The sequence below is a fragment of the Streptomyces sp. NPDC054770 genome (assembly GCF_053611985.1).
The window spans coordinates 1-21,669 of the sequence record NZ_JBSHBL010000128.1 but is presented as its reverse complement, the minus strand read 5'-3'; the positions used below and the strand labels follow the sequence as shown (position 1 = coordinate 21,669).

The window sequence follows — 21,669 nt, the reverse complement described above, 5'->3', positions numbered from 1 at the left end:
CGCGCCGGAGGCCGAACCCACCGCCGAGGCCGAGGCCACCCCGGAACCGGCCGCCGAGACGGCTGCCGAACCCACCCCTGAGGCCGAGGCCACCCCGGAACCGGTAGCCGAGACGGCAGCCGAACCGACCCCCGAGCCGGAGGCCGAGGCCATGCCGGAACCGGCGGCCGAACCCGAACCCGAACCCGAGCCTGCGTCGGAGCCGGTCGCCGAGGCGGTCGTCGAGCCGGAGGCCGAAGTGGCCGCGGCGGCCGAACCCGAGGCCGAGCCGGTAGCCGAAACCGTCACGGAACCCGCGCCCGCATCCGCGTCCGCACCCGACACCACCCCCGACACGACCCCGGAACCCGCCCCCGAGCCCGCCTCCGAGCCCGCTCCCGAGTCGGTCGAGGCGGCAGCCGAGGATGTCGTCCCGGAAGCCGTCGCAGCCGCCGACGGCGAATCCGCCCCACAGGGGCCACCCGCACCCGACCACGAAACCGTCACGGGTGGTGCGGGTGGGAACACAGAGGCCGACGGCGAAGCCGAGGCCGCGCTCGCCAAGGCCGGCCTCACCGGCACCCACGCCGCCACCTACCTCGTCCTCGACCGCTCCGCGAGCATGCGCACGTACTACAAGGACGGCTCCGCCGCGGCCCTCGCCGACCAGACCCTCGCGCTCGCCACCCGCCTCACCCCGGACGGCGAGACCCCCTCCGTCCACGTCGTCTTCTTCTCCACCGAGGTCGACGGCACCACCGACCTCACCGCCGCCTCCGCCGAGAACGCGATCGACGAGGCGCACGCGGGCCTGGGCCGCATGGGCCGTACCAGCTACCACGCCGCCGTAGAGGCCGTACTCGCGCACTACGACAAGAACGTCGCGCCCGGGACCCCCGGCGCCCCCGCCCTGGTCGTCTTCCAGACCGACGGCGCCCCGGACGCCAAGACCCCGGCGACCCAGTCCCTCACGGACGCCGCGAAGTCCCACCCCTCGGTCTTCTTCTCCTTCGTCGCGTTCGGCGAGCACGAGAACAAGGCCTTCGACTACCTCCGCAAGCTGAAGACCGACAACACGGCCTTCTTCCACGCGGGCCCGACCCCCCTGGAGCTCACGGACGCCGAGCTCTACGACGGCATCCTGATCGACTGGCGCCCGTAACGGCCGCGGCCGTACGCAGTGCACCCCGGGGGGTGGACCGGAAGCTGCCGGTCCACCCCCCGAAACGTGTGTGAGTCGATCTCCACGGGCCAAGTAGGATTTCGACTTATGGCGGCCACTGGATCCGAGAAGCAGGGTGGAAAGGCGTACTACGTCACCACCCCCATTTATTACGTCAACGACGCTCCTCACCTGGGCCACGCCTACACGACCGTCGCAGGCGACGTGCTCTCCCGCTGGCACCGTCAGCGCGGCGAGAAGGTGTGGTTCCTCACCGGCACGGACGAGCACGGTCAGAAGATCATGCGCACGGCCGAGGCCAACGGGGTCACCCCGCAGGCCTGGGCCGACAAGCTCGTCACGGACGCCTGGAAGCCCCTGTGGGAGCACCTCGAGATCGCGAACGACGATTTCATCCGCACCACGCAGAAGCGGCACACGGACCGCGTCCAGGAGTTCGTCCAGGACCTGTACGACAAGGACGAGATCTACAAGGGCGGCTACGAAGGCCCGTACTGCGTCGGCTGCGAGGAGTACAAGCTCCCCGGTGAGCTCCTCGACGGCGAAGGCGAGTTCGCGGGCCAGAAGCTGTGCCCGATCCACAAGACGCCCGTGGAGATCCTCAGCGAGGAGAACTACTTCTTCAAGCTGAGCCAGTACGGGGACAAGCTCCTCGCCCTCTACGAGGAGAACCCGGACTTCATCCAGCCCGAATCGGCGCGCAACGAGGTCGTGAACTTCGTCCGCCAGGGCCTGCAGGACCTCTCCATCTCCCGCTCGACCTTCGACTGGGGCATCCCGATCCCGTGGGATGCGAAGCACGTGATCTACGTGTGGGTCGACGCGCTGCTGAACTACGCCACGGCGGTCGGTTACAACGAGAACCAGGCGAAGTTCGAGGACACCTTCCCGGCCGATGTGCACCTCGTCGGCAAGGACATCCTGCGCTTCCACGCGGTGATCTGGCCGGCCATGCTGATGGCCCAGGGCCTCCCCCTGCCGGGCAGGATCGCCGCGAACGGCTGGCTGATGGTCGGCGGCGAGAAGATGTCGAAGTCGAACCTGACCGGCATCAAGCCGCAGGACCTCACCTCGCACTTCGGCGTGGACGCGTACCGCTGGTACTTCCTGCGCGCGATCGCCTTCGGGCAGGACGGCTCGTTCTCCTGGGAGGACTTCTCCGCCCGCTACACCAGCGAGCTGGCGAACGACTACGGCAACCTCGCCTCCCGTGTAGCGGCCATGGTCGGCAAGTACTTCGACGGCCGGCTGCCCGCCTCGACGGCTGACGGCGAGGCCGAGCAGGCCGTCCGGGACGGCCTGGCGAAGGCCGTCGCCGAGGCCGACCGCCGTATCGGGGACGAGCTGGACTTCCAGGGCGGCATCCTGGCCGTCTTCGACTTCGTCAAGCAGGTCAACGGCTACCTCACGGAGCAGCAGCCGTGGAAGGTGGCCAAGGACGACTCCGCCGAGGGCAGGGCCCGTCTCGCGACGATCCTCTACACCGCCGCGGAGTCGCTCCGCGCGGTCGCGGTACTCCTGAACCCGGTCATGCCGGACACCTCCCAGAAGCTCTGGGACTCCCTGGGCGCGGAGCCGGTCCTCGGCACTCTCGCGGACCAGAAGGTCCAGGAGGCGGGCGCCTGGGGCAAGCTGCCGGCCGGTTCGCTCGTCACCAAGGGAGCGGTTCTCTTCCCCCGCCTGGAAGAGAAGCCGACCGCGTAACGCACGCATCCAAGGCACCACCGAAGGCCCGGCAGGAGGACTCTCCCCGCCGGGCCTTCGGCATGCGGACCGTGTGGGCCATGTGGGCCGCGCGTGACGTGTGGTAAGTCTCAGGCAAGAGACCGATCAGTCTCTTACTGTCCCTTCACTCTGCATTTACCTCCGGGATATCGTGCCGTCCGTGAAACGAATCCTGATCCGTTCCGGGAAGAGCCCGTTCCGTGTCGCCACTCCGGCGGAGTTCATCCACCAGGACCTGATCGGGACCAACACCGGGAACCTGCTCTTCAGCGACTCGGCCCACAAGATGCTGACCACCCCGGACACCGACGTGACGTCCAACGGCATCCGCACCGACCCCTCGGCCCGCCGTGCCGCGGAGATCAACGAGCAGTACGACGTCTTCGTCGTCCCGCTCGCCAACGCCTTCCGCCCGGCCTTCCAGGCCTCCCTGGACCGGCTCTCGACGCTCATCGAGCAGCTCACCATCCCGGTCGTGGTGTTCGGCGTCGGCGCCCAGGCCCCGGCGGACTACGACACCACGTGGCTGAACCCCATGGCGGACTCCGTCCGCCGCTTCGTACGAGCGGTCCTGGACCGCTCGGCCTCCATCGGCGTACGCGGCGAGCTGACCTCCGACTACCTCAGGAGCCTCGGCTTCCACGACGTGGACATCATCGGCTGCCCGTCGATGTTCCTGTACGGCGACACCTTCCCGGAGATCCGGGCCACGGAGCTGGGCACCGCCTCGCGCATCGCCCTCAACCTGTCGCCGGACGCGATACCCGTCGGCGACATATCGGGCATCGCCCGGCACGCGTGGGAGCGCTACCCCGACCTCGTCTACTACGCGCAGAACACCGTCGACGCGGAACTGCTGCTGTGGGGCGACACCTCGCCGGAGTCCGGGCACACGGACCCGTTCCCGCTCCAGCTCAGCCACGCGCTGCTCCAGGAGAACAAGGTCCGCATGCCGCTGGACCCGGCCACCTGGATCGACGAACTGCGCGGCTTCGACTTCGCCTACGGCACCCGTATCCACGGCAACGTCGCCGCCCTGCTGGCCGGCACCCCGAGCGTCGTCCTCACCCACGACTCCCGCACCCTCGAACTGTGCCGCTACTTCGACATCCCGCACCGCTCGCTCACCGAACTGGACGCCGGTACCGACCCGCGTGACCTGTACGAGGACGCCGACTTCTCCGCCATGGTCAAGGGGCACGGCGAGCGCTTCGAGCGCATGATCGCCTTCCTCGACCGCAACGACCTCCGGAACACCTACACCCACGGCGACGGCGGTGCCGCCTTCGACGCCCGGCTGGCCGCCCTCGACCTGCCCGCGTCGATGCCGGTCTGGGACGGCGGGGACGACGGCCAGATGCGGTACCGGATCAGCCGGCTCCGCGAGCGGATCACCGCGGCCGACGCCAAGGCCGCCCGGCACGCCAAGGAGAACAAGGAGCTGCGCACCCGGCTGACCACCGTCGAGAAGCGCGCGACCGAGACGACCCGCCAGGTGGACGCCCTCCGCAAGGAACTGACCGCCGCCGTCCAGCAGCTGTCCGCGGTGGAGCGCCAGGTCACCGGCATCGACAAGCGGGTCCTGGTCCGCATCGGCCCGGCCCTGCGCCGCCGCATGCGCCAGTCGAAGTCCAGGTCCGCGCAGGACTGAGCTCCCCGTCAACTCACAAGACCCAGCACCAGCGCCCCGCCCACCGGCGCGGCGTACGCCAGCGGGAACGGGATGTGCGAGTACCACTTCGCCCGGGCCACGGTGATCGCGGCCCCGGCGAAGCAGACCAGCAGCCCCACCGCCGCCAGCACCCCGACCACCGGCACGAACAGCCCGGCCAGCAGGGCCGCGAGAACGGTGACGGCGTCGTAGGCAATACGCATGAGAGGCTCCGATCAAGGCCGTTCGGTTGTCGGACACCTCTCTGACGCGCACGCCGCCGACTGTGTGACAGCCGGCGCGGAGAATTTCTCAGCTCACGGTCAGCACACCAGTCCCCGCCGTCTTCGCCAGCTCCGCCGGCAGGTTCTTGGCGCTGGTCTCCAGGCCCGCCGTCAGGGTCGGTGTCCAGTTCACGGTCGTCTTGATCTTCTTCGAGTTGGCGGCGTTGTAGGCGGCGACGAGGTCGGTCGTCGTGCCGTTGACGAGGTTGCCGCTGCCCGCGATCGAGCCGGTGCCGTCGCCGCTGAGGAGCTTGGAGACCTTGATGGAGCTCGGCACGGTCCAGTAGTTGTTCTGGGCCACGACCTGGGCCTTGGCGCGTGAGTTGATGCTGTACTGCAGCGCGTAGCCGTTGAGGGGCGTGACGTCGTAGACGTTGTTGTAGAGGTGCACCTGGCCGACGCGGGTGAGCGGGGCGCGCTGGACGACGCCCTTCCAGAGGTTGTGGTGGAGGGTGACGCGCAGCTTGCCGCTCGGCTCGCTGTCGCTGCTGCCGATCAGCATCGTCTTGTCGTGGCTGGTGAACTGGTTCTGCTCGACGGTCACCAGGTCCGAGCTCTTGGTGATGTCGAGTTCGCCGTCGTGGACCTGGTACTCGCGGCCGTAGTACTTCGGGTTGGTGCTGTCGAAGTGCCCTGCGTCGGTGAACGTGTTGTGGTCCGCCCAGACGTGCGTGGCGCCGCGCAGCGTCACCGAGTCGTACTCGGAGTTCCAGTTGCCGTCGTCGCCGTCGGTCGGGTCCCACTGCGGGAAGCAGTCCTCGGTGTCGGAGAACGTCAGGTTGCGGACGATGACGTTGTCGACCTGCTGGATCTGGAGCATGCCGCCGGTGATGCCGGCCTTGGTGCCGGGGACACCGACGATCGTGGTGTTGGCGGGCACCCTGAAGACGACGTTCGCGGCCTGCTTCTTCTGCGCGGCGGCCCGCGCCGTCTCCTGGCTCCCGGAGGGCAGCTTGGAGCGCCCGTACGTCGAGGGGTCGAACGCCTTCAGATAGGCGCTCAGCGAGTAGCCCGTGCCGGCTGCGTAGTCGGCGCAGGTCAGCTTCTTGCCGCTGCCGTCGGTGTTGGCGTCGATGGTGCCCTTGACCTTGATGATCCGCGGGGTGGTGTCGCTCACCGAGCCCAGCGCCTTCACCAGCTGGGCGCGGGTGGCGACCGTGAAGGTGTGCGCGGCGTCCGCCTTCGCGCCGCCGGTCGTACCGGAACCGGACGACGCCCAGCCGTCCTTGGCGGCGAGCGTCTGGTGGTAGAGGTCGACGGCCGACGTGGCGTTCGCGCTCAGCACGAGCGCACCGGCACCGACCCCGGCGGCCACGACAGCGGCTGAGACGACGAGGGCACGGCGCTTGCGAAGAGACCGGCGGTGAGAGGCAGAGGCCACGGAGGAGTCCTTAGGTATTTCCGAAGTGCTGGAAACGGCCCGCCGGGGGCGGGCTTCACTCCTCTGTGGTTGTGGAGATCGAAAAGGTTGCCGTAAATGTTTCTGCGGGGTGGTGCCCATCCCGGGAGCGGGCGGCGAAAGTTGACGCAGGCAGCCGTCCCCCGGCCGGACAGCCCGGTGGGGGGACACCGGCCCGCCCCGAATACCTCATGTCCACAACACATCCGTATGGTTTCGCCATGGCACCTGAGCTCATCCCGATCGCCTACGAGCCCCACGGCCGTACCGAGGCCATCGGTCACTACACCGGCGGGCAGTTCCTGGCGTCGGTCACCTACGCGTTCCCCGAGGGGTTCCGGCTCGACGAGGGCTGGGAGGAGCAGAAGCGGCTCTACTCGGTGCTGCATCTCTTCGACGCCGAGGGGCACTACCGCGACTCGGAGATCTGGTGCGCGGGCAGCTGGGCCGAGCAGCAGCGCGATCCGGACGGCGCCAGGTCGGTGCTGGCCCGTGCCCGCGCGCACATGGCGAACATGCTGCGCAGCCTGCCGAGGCGGACGTACACCGACATCGCGATACGCCCCTTCCAGCTCGTCGTGGACGGCGTGTTCTTCGGGCTGGTGGCGAAGGAGGACGACGACGGGGGATGGGCCGAGCTCTACCCGGACCACCTGGGCTTCGGTGAGCCCTGGGACGGCCGGTACGACACCTGACAGTCGGGGAATCCAGGGGGGTTACTCATGCACAGATGGGGTGCGGCCGCGTTCGTGGCCGCCTCTCTGGTCGGCGGCGTCCTGCTGCCGGCCGTACCGGCCGGCGCCGTACACGGCGCCGTGCCCGGCGACTTCAACGGCGACGGCTACCGCGACGCGGTCCTGCCCGCGCCGGGCGCGAACGTGTCCGGCAAGGAGGGCGCGGGCGCGGTCGTCGTGCTGTACGGCTCCGCCTCGGGGCTGTCGACGAGCCGCCGTAAGACCATCACCCAGAACACCGCCGGCGTGCCGGGCGCCGTCGAGGCCGGCGACGCCTTCGGTGCCGCCACCGCCACGGCCGACCTGAACCGGGACGGCTACGCCGACCTGGTGGTCGGGACGCCGTACGAGGACACCTCGAAGGGCACCGACTCCGGTGCGGTGACGGTGCTCTGGGGCAGCAGGAGCGGGCTGACGAGCGGGACCGACCTGCCGTCGCCGTCGTCCTCCCCGTGGCACTACGGCCAGGACGTCGCCGCGCTCGGCCTGGGCGCCGGGGCGAAGACGCGGGTGGTGGTCGCCGGAGGAGACGCGACCGTGAACTTCGGCGGACCGTTCAGCCGGACGGGCAAGTTCGGATCCGCCGTGTACGACGACGACACGGCGTCCCCCCTGTCCGTCGCGCTCGGGGACCTCAACGGCGACGGCGTGCCCGACCCGGCCTCGACCACGGACCGGCTGAGCGACCTGAGCGGCGGCGAGGTCTACACGAACCCGGCCTACGGCGATGCGCTCAAGGGCAACGGCCTCATCGTGGCCTCCGGCGACGTCAACGGCGACGGATACGCCGACCTCGTGGCCGGCGACCCGGACGAGCCGGAGAAGGCGGGCGCGGACGGCGCGACGGGCGGCCGGGTCCTGGTCTGGTACGGCTCCGCCGCGGGCGTCACGACGGCCACGACGCCCGTCCAGATCACGCAGAACACCGCCGGTGTTCCCGGCGCGAGCGAGAAGGGCGACAACTTCGGCGGGTCCCTGGCGGTGGCCGACCTCAACCGGGACGGCCTCGCGGACATCGTGATCGGATCTCCGTTCGAGGACCTGGCCAAGAGCCGGGCGGGTCAGGTGACCGTGGTCCCCGGCCGCCGCAGCGGCGCCCTCGGCACCGGCTCGTACTCCTTCTCCCAGGACACTGCGGGCGTCCCCGGTGCCTCCGAGACCGACGACTTCTTCGGTGCGACGGTCTCGGTCGGGGACATCGACAAGGACGGCAGGCCGGAGCTGTTCGTCGGCGCGGCGCACGAGAACAACTCCACCGGAGCCGTCTGGGTCTTTCCCGGCGGCTCCACCGGGCCGACGGCCACGGGCAGCCGCGTCATCACGCCGAACGCCGTCGGCCTCACCCAGCAGTGGGGCACCACGCTGGGCGGCGACGGACTGCTCTCGGTGATCTGAACCCGTAGCGGGCGCCCGGGGTCCTCCTTACGGGGTCCCGGGCGCCCGCGTCACGGATGTCAGCCGTTGTTGGTCTCGTCCGGTTCGACGCCCAGGGTCAGATGGGCGCGGACGCCGCGGGCGATGTGGTGGTGGTTGTACTTCAGGTAGAGGAGGCCGCCCTCGTGCCCGTTGTCCGGGTAGATGCCGTCCTCGTCGAGGGTGGTGCGGGTGGTGGTGTTGCTCGCGTACGGCTCCACCCCGGCCGACAGCAGGACCGACCTCTCGTCGAAGAAGAGCTGGCCCGTGTGGCAGGTGTGGCCGCCCTCGTACCCGGCGTCCGTCCACTCGCCGTCCACGTGCACCTTGACGTGGATGTGGACGCACCGGCCCTGGTACCAGCCGGGAAAGACGGTCTTGAAGGTGACCTGCCCATGCCGGTCCGTGTGCCAGGTGCCGCGCAGGTAGCGGGTGTCGTCGGTCGGCTCCTGGTGGCCGCCGCCACCGCCGGGCGGAGGGCCGGTGGGTGCGCCGGTCGGGGCGTCGGTGGGTGCGCCGCTCGGCGGGGGGCCGGTCGGCGGGGTGCCGCCACCGCCGCTGCCCGAGGACTCGTACCCCGAGTAGACGCCCGAGGCGTTGCAGTGCCAGATGTCCACGGCCGCGTTCCTGAGCGGCTTGCAGGTCTCCGCGTCGATCACCTTGAGGGTGAGCAGCAGGGGGATGCCCGCCTGGTCCTCGGTGACGTTCTGGCGGAGCTTGTCGGCGTCGATGTAGTAGGGGCCCTCGACCAGTTCGGAGGTGAGCGTGTAGCAGGCGCCCTCCGAGGCCGATGGCGAGGCCGGCGGCGAGGCCTCGGCTCTGGCGCCGGTCGCCGCGGCGGTGGCGCCGTCGGTCGCCGCGAAGGCGCTCCCTACGCCCACCGCGGTCACGGCCACGCTGCCCGCCGCCAGGACCGTACGGCGGGCCAACTTCCTTCTCTCTTCGGGGGATTGGGCATCTGTGGGGGTGTGGGTGTCTGTCATGGTCAGGGACCGTAGACAAGGCCGAACCGGTGCGAACATCGGAGCGAGCTGTGAATGCGCGGTGCGCAAGCGAAAGGCTCGAAACCGACGCCGGTTTCGAGCCTTTCCTTCAGCTGTGCTGTTTCTGCGTGCCTGCTTACTGCGTACCTGTGTGCCTGTGTGCCTTACTTCGGCTGCGGCTTCCGGATGGAGATGTTCAGCTCGCGCAGGCGGGTCTCCTCCAGCTCGGTCGGCGCGCCCATCATCAGGTCCTGGGCGTTGCCGTTGAGCGGGAAGGCGATGGTCTCGCGGATGTTGGGCTCGTCGGCGAGGAGCATCACGATGCGGTCCACGCCCGGGGCGATGCCGCCGTGCGGCGGGGCGCCGAAGCGGAACGCGCGCAGCATGCCGGCGAACTCGCGCTCGACGGTCTCCTCGTCGTAGCCCGCGATACCGAACGCCTTGAGCATGATGTCGGGCTCGTGGTTCCGGATGGCACCGGAGGACAGCTCGACGCCGTTGCAGACGATGTCGTACTGCCAGGCCAGGATGTCCAGCGGGTCCTGGGTCTCCAGGGCATCCATGCCGCCCTGGGGCATCGAGAACGGGTTGTGCGAGAAGTCGATCTTCCCGGTGTCCTCGTCCTTCTCGAACATCGGGAAGTCGACGATCCAGCAGAACCGGAAGACGTTCTCCTCGAAGTGCCCGGCGCGCTTGGCGGCCTCGACCCGGACGGCGCCCATGATCTTGGAGACCTCGTCGAACTCGCCCGCGCCGAAGAAGACGGCGTGCCCGGCGGCCAGCTGGAGCCGCTTGGTGAGCTCGGCGACGTTCTCCTCGGTGAGGAACTTGGCGATCGGGCCGGACAGCGAGCCGTCCTCGGCGACGCGGACCCAGGCCAGGCCCTTGGCGCCCTGCGAGACCGCGTAGTCGCCGAGCTGGTCGAAGAACTTGCGGGGCTGCGCGGAGACGTCCGGCACCGGGAGCGCGCGCACGTGCTTGCCGGCGAAGGCCTTGAACTCCGAGCCCTCGAAGATGTCGGTGATGTCGACGAGCTCCAGCTGGGCCCGGAGGTCCGGCTTGTCGGAGCCGTACTTCAGCATCGCCTCACGGAACGGGATCCGCGGGAAGGGGGACGTCACGTGACGACCGTTGCCGAACTCCTCGAAGAGCTCGGTCATCAGCTGCTCGATGGGGCGGAAGACGTCCTCCTGCTCGACGAAGCTCATCTCGACGTCGAGCTGGTAGAACTCGCCGGGCGAGCGGTCGGCGCGGGCGTCCTCGTCGCGGAAGCAGGGCGCGATCTGGAAGTAGCGGTCGAAGCCGGAGATCATCAGCAGCTGCTTGAACTGCTGCGGGGCCTGCGGCAGGGCGTAGAACTTGCCCGGGTTCAGGCGGGACGGGACGACGAAGTCACGCGCGCCCTCGGGCGAGGTCGCGGTGAGGATCGGCGTCGCCATCTCGTTGAAGCCGAGGGCGACCATCTTGTGGCGGATGGCCGAGATCACGGCCGTACGCAGCATGATGTTGCGGTGCATGCGCTCGCGGCGCAGGTCCAGGAAGCGGTACTCCAGGCGCCGCTCCTCGTTGACCCCGTCCTCGGTGTTGATCGTGAACGGCAGCGGGGCGGCCGCGCCGAGCAGCTCGACCTCGCCGACCTCGACCTCGACCTCGCCGGTGGGCAGGTCGGCGTTGATGTTCTCGGTTCCACGTGAAACAACGCGGCCGTCGACGCGGACCGTGGACTCCTTGGAGAGCTTGTCCAGTGCCTCGTACGCCGGGGTGCCGGGGCGGGCGACGAGCTGCGTGATGCCGTAGTGGTCGCGCAGATCGATGAAGAGGATGCCGCCCAGGTCGCGCCGATTGTGCAGCCAGCCGCTCAGCCGGACGTCGGTGCCGACGTCAGAGGCGCGGAGCTGGCCGCAGGTGTGGGACCTGTACCGATGCATCGTCGGGTGTTCCTCTTCTTCGGGTTCTGCCGAGGTGCTCTCCTCGACCGGGACGGGCCACGGGGCCCGGACCCATCAAGGGTACCGGGCACGCGTAGATCGGCTCCCCACCATTAATGCGGCCCTGAAACAGTGGCACTCTGCGATCTCATCTTCTTAAAGTGGGGCAATGCGAACTGGCGAGCCCCTGCCCGCCGTGGAGGACGTCCTCGCCGCCCTCGCGACCGGGCTGTGGCACTGGGACACCGCCACCGGGCTGGTCACCGCGGACGCGGAGGCGGCCCGGCTCATCGGGCTGCCGGCCGAGGCGTCCGTCCTGTCGGAGGCCCTGGTCCGGTCCCGTTTCCACCCCGTGGACTGGAACGAGAACACCAGCATCACCCGGCTGGCCGCGGTCGAGGGGACCCTTGCCGAGGTGCGGCTGCGGGTCATGGACGAGCGGGGCCGGCTGATCCGTACCGTGCGCAGCCGTTTCCGGCCGGTGTACGACTCGGAGGAGCGCGTGTACCGGGTGACCGGCACCCTCCAGGAGGTCACCGAGCCGTCCCCCGGCACCGCCGCCCAGCACCCGGTCACCGGTGACTGGCGGCGCTCCCGGGAGGCGTTCCTGCTGGACGCGGGCCGGGCGCTGGCCGAGGCGCGGTCCACCGAGGAGGTGCTGCGGGTCGCCGGGGGCCTGTCGATGCCCGGGTTCTCCCCCGACGGGCTGGCCGTCTTCGGGGTCAAGGGCGACCGGCTGATCATGATCGGCCACCACGGTCAGCACATCGACGAGGACAGCCCCTTCACCAGCATGCCGCTGGAGACCGACTACCCGGCGGCCGAGGTGGTGCGGACCGGCCGGGCCGTCTACCTCTCCTCCGCCGAGCAGTACAAGTCCCGCTACCCGGTGACCTGGCCGCTCGCCGAGCGCTTCGGCCGCCGGTCCTGGGCCTTCCTGCCGCTGACGGTGGCCGGACGGACCATGGGCGCCTGGATGGCGGGCTTCGCCTACCCGGTGTCGTTCACCCCCGACGAGCGGTCCGTGCTCACCACGGTGGCCCGGATGCTGGCGCAGGCCCTGTCCCGGGCCGGGATCGCCGACTCGGAGCGGGAGCTGACGGACGGCCTCCAGCGCTCCATGCTGCCGACGCTGGGCCCCGCGATACCCGGCATGGACTCGGCCGCCCGCTACATTCCGACCGGCGGCGGGCTCCAGGTCGGCGGTGACTGGTACGACATCATCCCACTGCCGTCCGGCCGGCACGCCCTGGTCATCGGCGACGTCCAGGGCCATGACGTACGGGCCGCGGGCCTGATGGGCCAGCTGCGGATCGCACTGCGCGCCTACGCCTCCGAGGGGCACCGGCCGGACGCGGTGCTCACCCGGGCCTCCCGTTTCCTGCACGGGATCACCTACGACGAGGACGATGCCGACCTGCGCTTCGCGACCTGCCTGTACGTCGAGGCGGATCCGGCGACCGGGGTGCTGGAGATCGCCCGTGCGGGCCATCTCGACCCGACCATCCGGATGACCGACGGCACGGTGCTCAGGCGGCCGACGGCGGGCGGGCTGCCGCTCGGCATCGACCCGGACGCCGACTATCCGACGACGCGGTTCGCCCTGGAACCCGGCGAGACCATGATGATCTGCACCGACGGTCTGATCGAGACCGGCGGCCACGACATCGAGAGCGGCTGGCAGCGGATCCGCACGATCATGGAGGAGCACGACGGCGACCTGGAGAAGCTGGCCGACGGCCTGGTCCAGGCCGTGCACGGGCCGTCCTCCCACCACACCACCGGGCCGCTGGCCGACCGCCGCGAGGACGACATAGCGGTGCTGCTGCTGTCCCGGCCGGGCACCGGCCGCGGCGAGGAGCCCCTGGCGGTACGGCCGCGGATGCGCCGCACCCTGCTGTCGGTGGCCCAGGCCGAGCCCGAGCGGGTCGCCGAGGCCCGCCAGCACGTGCGCGAGCTGCTGCACGACTGGGGCTCGCCCGACCAGGTCGACTCGGCGGTCCTGCTGGTCTCCGAGATGCTCACGAACGTCCTCGTGCACACCGACGCGGACGCGCTGCTGCTCGCCGAGGTCTCCGGCCAGGCCCCCGAGCGCTGCCTGCGGGTCGAGGTCACGGACGCCGGTGACGACCTCCCGCACAAGCGCCGCCCCGGCGAACTGGCCTCCTCCGGCCGCGGCCTGGTCCTGATCGAGATCCTCGCGGACGCCTGGGGCGTCGACCCGCGCGGACAGGGCAAGAGCATCTGGTTCGAGCTGTACGAGACCGCCAAGCCCTAGTCGGGCGTGTACCGGGCGCGCAGTTCGTGTACGACCCCGAAGGCGGCGGCGGTGAGCGGTACGGCCAGCAGCATGCCCAGGATCCCGGCGACCGAGGCGCCGCCGGTGATGGCCAGCATGACCACCGCCGGGTGCATCTGCATGGTGCGGCTCTGGATCATGGGCTGCAGCACGTGCCCCTCCAGCACCTGCACGGCGAGGACGACACCCAGCGCCCACAGGGCGATGACGAAGCCGCGGTCGGCGAGGGCGACCAGGACGGCGACGGCGCCGGAGATGAAGGCGCCGAGGTAGGGGATGTAGGCGCCGACGAGGACGAGAGCGCCGAGTCCGACGGCTCCCGGTACGCGGAGGACCAGCAGGCCGACGGTGATGCAGACGGCGTCGATGAACGCGATGACGGTGGTGCCGCGCATGAAGCCCTCGATGCCCTCGAAGGCACGGCGGGCCATGGCCTCGACCATGTCGGCGCTGGAGCCGGGCGCGACCGCCCGGATGGCGCCGACGACCCGGTCGGAGTCGCGCAGGAAGAAGAAGACGAGCAGCAGCGCGAGTACGGCCATGGCGATGCCCTCGGCGACGACGCTCACCCCGCTGATGACGTTGGAGGCGGCGGTCCCGCCGAACTTGGCGAGCAGGTCCTTGGCGCTGCCGGCCAGGTCGCCGATCGAGGTCCCGGCGGCCCCGAAGTGCCGGGCCAGCGACTTCGCCGCGTCCTTGAGCGAGGCGACGATCTCGTCGCCGGTGTCGACGAGCGCGGCGACGACGATGTAGACGGCTCCGCCGACGACCGCGACGACGGCGACGCAGGTGAGTCCGGCGGCGACGGAGCGGTGTACGCCGACCTGTACGAGGCGTCGGTACAGCGGGCCGAGCAGCGCGGTGCCGAGCAGGGCGAGCAGCACCGGGGTCACCGCGGTGCGGAACTCCGAGCAGAGCCGCACGCCGACGTAGCCCACCCCGGCGGCCAGCAGCAGCACCGCACACCACGCGGCGAAACGGCGCACGGGCTCGGGCAACAGCTGCACAGGTCCCAGCGGACCATGCGAGGCCGACAGATGCCCCGCCGTACACCCCCTGCCGAGTGAACGCGCCCCCCACCCGCCGTACCAGGGGGCTCCGCCCCCTGGCCCCCCGAGCCCCTATGCCCACCCACCACCCGACTCGGTCGATGAAAGAGCGCGGTCGAAGGGCGAGGGGACGACTCGGTCGATGAAAGAGCGAGGTCGAAGGGCGAGGGGACGACTCGGTCGATGAAAGAACCAGGGCGTAGACGAGGAGGGGGGAGGACTCGGCCGAGAGGAAGCCAGGGCATAGACCGGGAGGCGAATCGGTCGATGAGGAAGCCGGAGCCGAGTCCGTCGGCGAAGAAGCCGGGGTAAGACCGGTGGGCTTGGCGCTTGGGGGCGTCAGGCCCACCTGGTCGGGCTGTCGGTTATGCCTGCGGGCCGGTTTCCGTCATGCCGTGGACGGCCGGGATCGTGCCCAGGCGGCCCACCTCATCATGAGGCTGGACGGAGCCCACCAGGAGAGCAAGAACAAGAGCGACGCTGTACGCGGGGCAAAAGAAACCGCGCTGCAATTGGGCGGACACCTTGGAGGGAAGCCGCCATTCGGGTTCGACATGGTGCCCGAGACCCGGGTTTCCGTTGGCAGCGACAACAAAGAGCACCCAATCGTAATGCAACTCCTCCAGCCGAATAAATTCGAAGCGGCAATTATTCGCACGGTGTGGAGCACCATTCAACTCCACATGGGCAAGCCGTACATGCTCGGCCCTGGACGCCACCACCCGGGATCCCTAACCGGAATCTGTGCCGACATGAACATGTCCGGAGTCAAGACACGCGGGCAACTGGTCGGAAAGAAGACCGAATCGCAGGCTATGACGCGAAAGTCATCTACAAGGCGGATGTGAGCGGCCGCAAGACTAGCCAGATTGAGCGATACGAAATAAGACGGGATCCGGAAACCATGAAGCCGATCACCATTTGCGAGCCAATCATTCCACCCGAAGAGTGGCACCAGCTTCAAGAGTGGCTTGACAGCAGAGGACGTGGAAAGGGCCTATTTTGCGGCCAAGCACTGCTCATGTCGCTCGACATTCTTGAATGCGGGTGCGAAAAGCCAATGAAGTCTCACCGGCATGAGCAGCCGTATAAGAACGCCTACCGTTGCTCACGCCCTCGCGGCCAGCGTAAGTCGGAGCACCATGAAGGCGACTGCACATCAGCCAGAACGCTCTGGATGAGCATGTGGCCCGCCGCATCTTCGCAGTCATTCAGACAGGCGAAGGTGACCCGGAAACGGCCGCAATCCTCGCCGAGGCAACTCGGCGCTTTGGAGCAGTTGTACGACGACCGCAAGGCCGGGGGGCTACAGCGGTGACATCGGTCGTCGGCGCTTCCTACGAGAAGAGAAGGAACTGAACGCTCAAATCACGATGACAGAGAAAGGCATTGAAGAGCTGGACGAGGTCGCAATCCCAGTGCTGCCGATTGGTCAATGGCTACCTGAAGAACCGAAGTAGTAATACGCAAAGCTGACACCAAGAACCGGAACCAACGGAGTGGCCCGAGGATAGAGAAGCGAATCCAGATTGAGTTCACGCAACCAAATGGAAACGCGGTCGCGGATACAGCCTGAAGCAACTTACCCACAGCCCATAGGGATAACCCGCGTCAGGCTGGACGGCTACGACGGAGAGGATCCCCCACGGAAAACACTCATAACGCGTTCACGAAGCCGATCTGTCCCAAGAAGCAAGATCGGAAAAATCAGGAAGGGAAGCACTTGCCCCGCCCCGTCCAAGTCACCTAGAAAAAGGGCGCCAGTAATCAGAGCTATAGTCGTCAAGATCGATATAGCACCTACCCAGTAGTCCTTATGTCGACCCACAACCGGCATTATCAGTTCCCCTTGATATTCGGGCATATCATTTTCATCCAGGAGAGCCAGCCAACGCTCACTGATCAACCTGTCGAGCAATATACCGAGTACGCGTACCGTATCGGGAAGTCCTTCATGACCGCCCCGGAGGACACCACCAACCGACTCTCGCAGCGCGTTCTGAACCCTGGCCGTGTGTCGACCCATATCGCTCCGCCAGTTGTCGGACTCCCAGTAATTAGCATACTCCCCCAGCTCAGAACAGAGGGTTTTTACTGTGCGATCGACAGAGAAGAACCCTGCATTCGAGTCTCGCTTAGCAGCCAAATAGCACGCCTGCAAGGCTTTTGCGCATTGCCAAAGGCAATACCTACCCCCTTCGCTTTCATAAATCCTCTTCGTAAATCTCTTTGCCATGTAGCCACAAGTAAGTGCGCCGAGCATCCCTCCCCAATATACGCCCTCCCAAGTAGGAGAATAGGGCGTGCTGTCGTATACAATCACCGTCACTATTGCTATAAAGGCAGGGAAGGATTGCCAGACCTTTCGCGCTGCTTCAATAGCATTGATTGCCGCCACACTATGCCGCCATTCGACAAGTTCCTGACCACTCCGTACTGATGGAGTTTGCGGCGACCCCAAAAACCTTCGAATAGCTGTGGCTTGACGGTAAACTCTCATGTCTTCGGCGAGTAGGCGGTAAGGCCAACGCTCTCGCCTTGGAAAATGATTTACTCGCCAAACGAAGAAGCGCTGGATTCCCCTCATTACTAGTATCTGAACCGCCGCGGAAAAGATCACGGTTTCCACAAAGGCGTAGATGAAATCGATCACGTCATCGGCACGGTTCCAGTTCACACGCCCCCCAGGATTCACTCTGTCGGCAAGAGGAGCGAGAGCCCTCCGACCTCACGCTCAAAGGATACTGCGGCAGCGAACAACAGTAGAGAGTAAGGACGATACCGGCGGGGGTGAAAGCCGACTTCAATGCTGGCTTATCGCAGCCGGAAACCATGATCCTGAATCCGCAGAGCGTTGGGGTGGCAGGATTCCGACGTGGCGCAACGCTCCCGCTAAAGGGGTCACAGCCTTTGCGCAGGCTACAGAGAACATGTGGGAGGAGATTGCCGGAGACGACCCGGATGAGTGGACAGCGCGTTTGCTTCATGCCGCCCGCCGCTGGTCGACCTTCCGGCAGCGAAGCTAGTACTTCTGTGCCGCCTCGGGGACAGTTGCCAGTGAGCCGGCACTCGGTCCCCCAGCGACATCCCACACTGCCTACAGAGGCATTACTCCTCGTTCTGGCCTGTGTGTTCCGCTACAAACGACCCCTTATCCCACCGGGTCTCGACCAGCCCCCGCTCCCGCAGGATGCGGACCGCCCTGCGGGCAGTATCCCGTGCCACGCCGTGGCATTCGCACAGCTCTGCCACAGACGGGATCGGCTCACCCGGCGTCTTCCCCCTGATCTCTTGCAGGAGAGCATCCAGCACTTCCATGTAGGGGGCGCGGGGGGGGTGTGCGGACTCTCGGAGCGCTCGGGCATGCGCCAGAGCGTAGACAACGGGTCATTTCTAGGCGAATTAGACGAGCAGACGAGTTAGACGTGTTGTCCTAGCGTGATCCCTGAACACAGAAGCGCCCCGAGAGACCGATTAGGCCCGGTCTGCTCGGGGCTGGCCGAGACAGCTAGCAGGAGCTGACCGACATATGCGCGATCTTATCGCCAGTGCCCTTTCCTGGGTGCTCGCAGTACCTCACCGCGCAGGCTGCCGAGGGTGAAACCGCACCCGTCCCGATCTGGAAGACGCCATGGCGTGGTCTGTCCTCCCGAGAGGCACAAGAGATCCTCCGGGACGATAGGCAGCAAGCGTTGCCGCCCCTTCAGCGTGAGTGCTCGTACGCTGCGGCATTCGCAAGCCTCGGAGTTGACCACGACTTCCCGACCATGGGTCTCGGCAGTGTCATAGCCCGGGAGAAGGCCGCATGACCGCGCCCCGGTTCATTGCGGCACTGCGCAATGACAAGCCGATCCCAGAGCCCTCCGGTGCGATGTGCTGCCAGTGCAAGAGATGGACGTACGCCCCTCTGCCCGTTCGGGACATCCCGCGTCCCTCTGGTCCGGGCGTGACCCTCTATGCCTGCCCAGATCACGCCGCCGAGTTCGCACCCAGCACCGCGCCTGACGCCGAACTCTAAGAAGCCCCCGCCCCCCAGCCGACGCGCAAAGGCCCCGTAGCTGCACTGACCAGCCAAATCAGCGCCAGACTCATCAGTGATCACTGATGCGATGTGGAGCAGGATCTAGTCAACACCACCCACACAACGGGGGAACCTCCCTGAGGCAGCGTGGATGATTGCTGGTGCCGTGACCTCGGCCGGTGATAGGCGTTACTGGGGATGGCACGCGTGCACCGGTGTGTCCCGTGGTTCCCCGGCTGCTTTCCTCGGCTCAAGCTGGGGAACCACGACGCGTTTCGCCCCGGTGACCGACTGCCTAGCAGACGGCCCCTGGTTTCCCCTCAGAGACCAGGGGCCATCGAAGTCAGGCAGCAACATCCACTGAGCCAGGGCACCGCCGTCCGGGCTTGCGGCCAGCCAACGGACCGGGACAGAAGGCAGGTCTGCGCGCTGGACGGGTGGGGCTGCCGGACCTGGCACCCAACCACGGTGCTCTACCCGGTCCGGCAGCCCGGAGCGCGATGCCGAAGGCATCTGCGGGCCCTGACGAGGGCTGAAATCCGTGATGCACCGGGTGGTCAGCGAGTTGGATTTCCGGTCGTGCAGCGGCACGAAGTGTCGGCCTCAGCCGGTATGTACCGACTGCGGAGGTACCAGTGCAGCCTCTGCGGGGGTCGGAGTCTGTGTCCCCCTGGCGTCGGCCCACGGGACAACTCGCCGCGACAGCTGTCCCAAGTACCGGTAGAAGCGGTCCGGAAGGAACACGGCGTCCGCGACGATCATCGCGCCGGAGAAGAGCGGCAGGCCCAGGAACACCGCGATACCCACGTGCATGCCCAACAGCGTGGTCAGGACGGGGTACTTGAGCCTGCCGAACAGGACGAACGGGAAGGCCACCTGCAACAGCACCGTCAGGTAGCAGGTGATGGCGATCAGTACGTCGTGTTCGTCCGCCATCGCGGAGAGCTCGGGCCAGGGCTGGAACAAGTCGAGATTCAGGGCGTAATGGAGGGCGGTGCCGTTGCCCCAGGAGGCGCCCTGCACCTTGTACAGGCCCGCGGATCCGTAGAGGAAGCAGACCTGGGCGGCGATGACGAGCATGCCGCAGTTGTGCAGCACGGTGATCACTGTCAGGCGCGCGTCGCGGAGGTGGCGTCGCAGTTCGCCGGACGCCTGGTCCAGCGGAAGCAGGACTGTCTTGCCGGCGGATGCCCGGAGCCGGGCCCTGCGCGCGTCGAGGGACCAGCGTCGGCCGCATGCGGTGACGACGAGGTAGAGGGCCATGAGGAGGATGAGGTTGTCCCCTCCGTCCGTCATGAAGATCGCCCTGGCGTGGAACGACGTCACTACGATCGCGAAGAGCACGGACACCGCTCTGGTCCGCCAGCCCAGCATGAACAGTGCGGAGATGACGATGGCTGCCGCGTAGCAGACCTCGAAGTAGGCCCGGCTGTCGGACAGGGTGAGGATGCTGGCCCAGCCGGTCTCGTCGAAGAGCTCCTTGGCCAGTGCCGGCGTCCACGGTGAGCCGGGACCCCAGATCTCGTCGCGGTGGGGAAACTCGCGCAGCAGGAAGGCGAAGTAGAGGAACCCGTACCCGATGCGCAGAACCGCCGCGGCGTACAGGGAGATCGGCTGCTCCAGCAGGAGGGTGAGGAGCGCAGCAACACGGGCCGGCATGTGCTGCGGCGCCTGTGCGCTCGCCCGTTCGGTGCCGTGTCCGGGCTGCGACGACGTGGTTGCCGGGGCCGATGTCTGCTCAGCCTGTTGCATGGCGGGCCGCCTTCCACCAGGGCAGGTAACGGGTTTCGGTGGGCCGTGGTGGGGCCGTGCCGGGACCGGGGCCGCCCGCTGCGGGCGGCGCGGTGATGGGCAGGGTGATCACCCGCAGTTGGATGGACTCGAATGCGCTGTGGCGATGTGCGGCGACGCGATCCGCTGCGATGTTGCGCAGGTATTGCTGGATCATCAGAGCGCGTTGTGAGCGCGGATGGTCGTCGCCGCCGTGTGTTTCGAGGTAGGAAGTCCAGGCCCGGCGCAACATGTTCTGTGCTGTGTGGCTCGGGAAGGGGTCGTGTTTCACCGCGGCTGTGTCGACGGCGGTCAGGTCGAACCAGCCGCTGACTACGGCGGTGCCGTCCGGGGCGGTGTGCATGGTCCTTGCCGAAATCTGCCGGTTGACCGACTCCGGGTCCGGGGCGAAGAGCCGCCAGTTCTGCTCGAACAACGGGAAGACCCAGGCGTTGACCTGTCGGCTGTACTGCCGGGAGACGGGATTCGGGGGTGCCACCTGCAGGAAGACCAGGAGCACGTGTACCAGGGCCGCCGCCAGGCACAGGACCACGGCGACTTGCACTCCGGCCTTCAGGGCGACGGGCGGCTCTGAAGACGCTGGGAACACAGTCGGTCTCCCGCTCCCCTTCTGTGCGGTCGGCCTAGCGCCCGCCTGGTCCGATTCGTCAGCATCTGCTGACGCAATGGCACCCCGCACGGCCCTATCCGGTCCTTCCGTCCCGACTTCTCTCACCTGGTTCTCCTGAGCTTCCGTCTGCGGCGTGCGGCGGAATCGAGGACGATCCGCGCCGCACGCCACCCGTCCTACTCGCGCACGTGGTTGGCTGCCTGCGAGCAGTCACCCCGCTGGAGTGGGTCGCGCATGCTAGGCAGGGTCACAGCCGTAGCTGTCGTCCTGGCCGGGCTTGTCGCCGTACTCGTCGCCGTACCCGTTGTGTTCGGGTTTGCAGCCATGGCCGTTCCCACCGGAGGTGCCACCGGTGGTGCCGGTGGTGGTGGCCCCGGTGGTGCCGGTGGTCGTCGCACCGGTGGTGCCGGTGGTCGTGGCACCGGTGGTGCCGGTGGTCGTGGCACCGGTAGTGCCGGTGGTCGTCGCACCGGTAGTGCCGGTGGTCGTCGCACCGGTAGTGCCGGTGGTCGTCGCACCGGTAGTGCCGGTGGTCGTCGCACCGGTAGTGCCGGTGGTGGTGGCCCCGGTGGTGCGGGCGGGGGTGGTGGCAGGCGGGGGGCCGGTGGTGGTGGCGCGCG

Annotated in this window: 15 protein-coding genes and 2 pseudogenes; 7 read left to right on the top strand and 10 right to left on the bottom strand. The window is 67.9% G+C overall.

Annotated elements, in window-relative coordinates:
• The 3 genes from ACWGKQ_RS49585 to ACWGKQ_RS49575 form a co-directional block, all read left to right on the top strand.
• On the top strand, positions 1-1,141 hold a 1,141-nt coding region (locus tag ACWGKQ_RS49585), incomplete at its 5' end, for a VWA domain-containing protein (RefSeq protein WP_453298707.1).
• Positions 1,142-1,249: 108 nt separating this feature from the next.
• Positions 1,250-2,866: a methionine--tRNA ligase gene (metG, locus tag ACWGKQ_RS49580; RefSeq protein ID WP_453298706.1), complete on the top strand. Its 1,617-nt coding sequence runs from the start codon at positions 1,250-1,252 to the stop codon at positions 2,864-2,866.
• A gap of 181 nt (positions 2,867-3,047) precedes the next feature.
• Positions 3,048-4,538, top strand: coding sequence for a polysaccharide pyruvyl transferase family protein (locus ACWGKQ_RS49575; protein WP_453298705.1), 1,491 nt, complete (start codon positions 3,048-3,050; stop codon positions 4,536-4,538).
• 8 nt (positions 4,539-4,546) lie between these two features.
• Here the strand turns inward: ACWGKQ_RS49575 and ACWGKQ_RS49570 are convergent.
• A pseudogene (locus ACWGKQ_RS49570) lies at positions 4,547-4,729 on the bottom strand (DoxX family protein); the annotation flags it as partial.
• A gap of 121 nt (positions 4,730-4,850) precedes the next feature.
• Complete coding sequence (locus tag ACWGKQ_RS49565) at positions 4,851-6,203, bottom strand: pectate lyase family protein (protein ID WP_453298704.1); 1,353 nt, start codon at positions 6,201-6,203, stop codon at positions 4,851-4,853.
• Positions 6,204-6,442: 239 nt separating this feature from the next.
• Here ACWGKQ_RS49565 and ACWGKQ_RS49560 point away from each other — a divergent pair, with 239 nt between their 5' ends.
• Together ACWGKQ_RS49560 and ACWGKQ_RS49555 are read left to right on the top strand one after the other, a co-directional pair.
• Positions 6,443-6,916, top strand: a complete 474-nt coding sequence (locus tag ACWGKQ_RS49560) for a hypothetical protein (RefSeq protein WP_453298703.1) — start codon at positions 6,443-6,445, stop codon at positions 6,914-6,916.
• A 27-nt stretch (positions 6,917-6,943) separates the two neighbouring features.
• On the top strand, positions 6,944-8,350 hold the full coding sequence (locus ACWGKQ_RS49555; protein WP_453298702.1) for a VCBS repeat-containing protein: 1,407 nt from the start codon (positions 6,944-6,946) through the stop codon (positions 8,348-8,350).
• 59 nt (positions 8,351-8,409) lie between these two features.
• On the opposite strand, the gene ACWGKQ_RS49550 is transcribed toward ACWGKQ_RS49555, so the two are convergent.
• Positions 8,410-9,351, bottom strand: a complete 942-nt coding sequence (locus tag ACWGKQ_RS49550) for an intradiol ring-cleavage dioxygenase (protein WP_453298701.1) — start codon at positions 9,349-9,351, stop codon at positions 8,410-8,412.
• Between the two features lie 164 nt (positions 9,352-9,515).
• A complete protein-coding gene (gene aspS, locus ACWGKQ_RS49545) occupies positions 9,516-11,279 on the bottom strand; it encodes an aspartate--tRNA ligase (protein WP_453298700.1) in 1,764 nt (587 codons plus the stop codon).
• A 169-nt stretch (positions 11,280-11,448) separates the two neighbouring features.
• Between aspS and ACWGKQ_RS49540 the strand changes: the two genes are divergently transcribed.
• Entirely contained in the window at positions 11,449-13,557 is a 2,109-nt protein-coding gene (locus ACWGKQ_RS49540) for a SpoIIE family protein phosphatase (RefSeq protein WP_453298699.1), read from the top strand.
• On the opposite strand, the gene ACWGKQ_RS49535 is transcribed toward ACWGKQ_RS49540, so the two are convergent.
• Positions 13,554-14,585 carry an AI-2E family transporter gene (locus ACWGKQ_RS49535; protein WP_453298698.1) on the bottom strand — a complete coding sequence of 344 codons (1,032 nt, stop codon included), beginning with the start codon at positions 14,583-14,585 and terminating at the stop codon, positions 13,554-13,556. The two genes, ACWGKQ_RS49540 and ACWGKQ_RS49535, sit on opposite strands and share 4 nt — an antisense overlap.
• A 437-nt stretch (positions 14,586-15,022) precedes the next feature.
• On the opposite strand from ACWGKQ_RS49535, the gene ACWGKQ_RS49530 reads away from it, so the two are divergent.
• A complete protein-coding gene (locus tag ACWGKQ_RS49530; RefSeq protein ID WP_453298697.1) occupies positions 15,023-15,475 on the top strand; it encodes a hypothetical protein in 453 nt (150 codons plus the stop codon).
• A 776-nt stretch (positions 15,476-16,251) separates the two neighbouring features.
• Here the strand turns inward: ACWGKQ_RS49530 and ACWGKQ_RS49525 are convergent.
• The 5 genes and pseudogenes from ACWGKQ_RS49525 to ACWGKQ_RS49505 all read right to left on the bottom strand — a co-directional run.
• Positions 16,252-17,304: a hypothetical protein gene (locus tag ACWGKQ_RS49525; RefSeq protein WP_453298696.1), complete on the bottom strand. Its 1,053-nt coding sequence runs from the start codon at positions 17,302-17,304 to the stop codon at positions 16,252-16,254.
• A gap of 431 nt (positions 17,305-17,735) precedes the next feature.
• Entirely contained in the window at positions 17,736-17,945 is a 210-nt protein-coding gene (locus tag ACWGKQ_RS49520; protein ID WP_453298695.1) for a GntR family transcriptional regulator, read from the bottom strand.
• Positions 17,946-19,251: 1,306 nt separating this feature from the next.
• The gene (locus ACWGKQ_RS49515; protein ID WP_453298708.1) at positions 19,252-20,307 is read right to left on the bottom strand and encodes an HTTM domain-containing protein; all 1,056 of its coding nucleotides are present in this window, start codon (positions 20,305-20,307) and stop codon (positions 19,252-19,254) included.
• A gap of 79 nt (positions 20,308-20,386) precedes the next feature.
• On the bottom strand, positions 20,387-20,983 hold the full coding sequence (locus ACWGKQ_RS49510; protein WP_453298694.1) for a DUF5819 family protein: 597 nt from the start codon (positions 20,981-20,983) through the stop codon (positions 20,387-20,389).
• A gap of 303 nt (positions 20,984-21,286) precedes the next feature.
• A pseudogene (locus tag ACWGKQ_RS49505) lies at positions 21,287-21,669 on the bottom strand (ice-binding family protein); the annotation flags it as partial.

Bases quoted from the DNA above. Each gene is read 5' to 3' on its own strand.
- metG (WP_453298706.1), top strand. From the start codon at position 1,250: ATGGCGGCCACTGGATCCGAGAAGCAGGGTGGAAAGGCGTACTACGTC.
- ACWGKQ_RS49550 (WP_453298701.1), bottom strand. From the start codon at position 9,351: ATGACAGACACCCACACCCCCACAGATGCCCAATCCCCCGAAGAGAGA.
- ACWGKQ_RS49555 (WP_453298702.1), top strand. From the start codon at position 6,944: ATGCACAGATGGGGTGCGGCCGCGTTCGTGGCCGCCTCTCTGGTCGGC.
- ACWGKQ_RS49560 (WP_453298703.1), top strand. From the start codon at position 6,443: ATGGCACCTGAGCTCATCCCGATCGCCTACGAGCCCCACGGCCGTACC.
- aspS (WP_453298700.1), bottom strand. From the start codon at position 11,279: ATGCATCGGTACAGGTCCCACACCTGCGGCCAGCTCCGCGCCTCTGAC.
- ACWGKQ_RS49515 (WP_453298708.1), bottom strand. From the start codon at position 20,307: ATGCCGGCCCGTGTTGCTGCGCTCCTCACCCTCCTGCTGGAGCAGCCG.
- ACWGKQ_RS49540 (WP_453298699.1), top strand. From the start codon at position 11,449: ATGCGAACTGGCGAGCCCCTGCCCGCCGTGGAGGACGTCCTCGCCGCC.
- ACWGKQ_RS49520 (WP_453298695.1), bottom strand. From the start codon at position 17,945: ATGGAAGTGCTGGATGCTCTCCTGCAAGAGATCAGGGGGAAGACGCCG.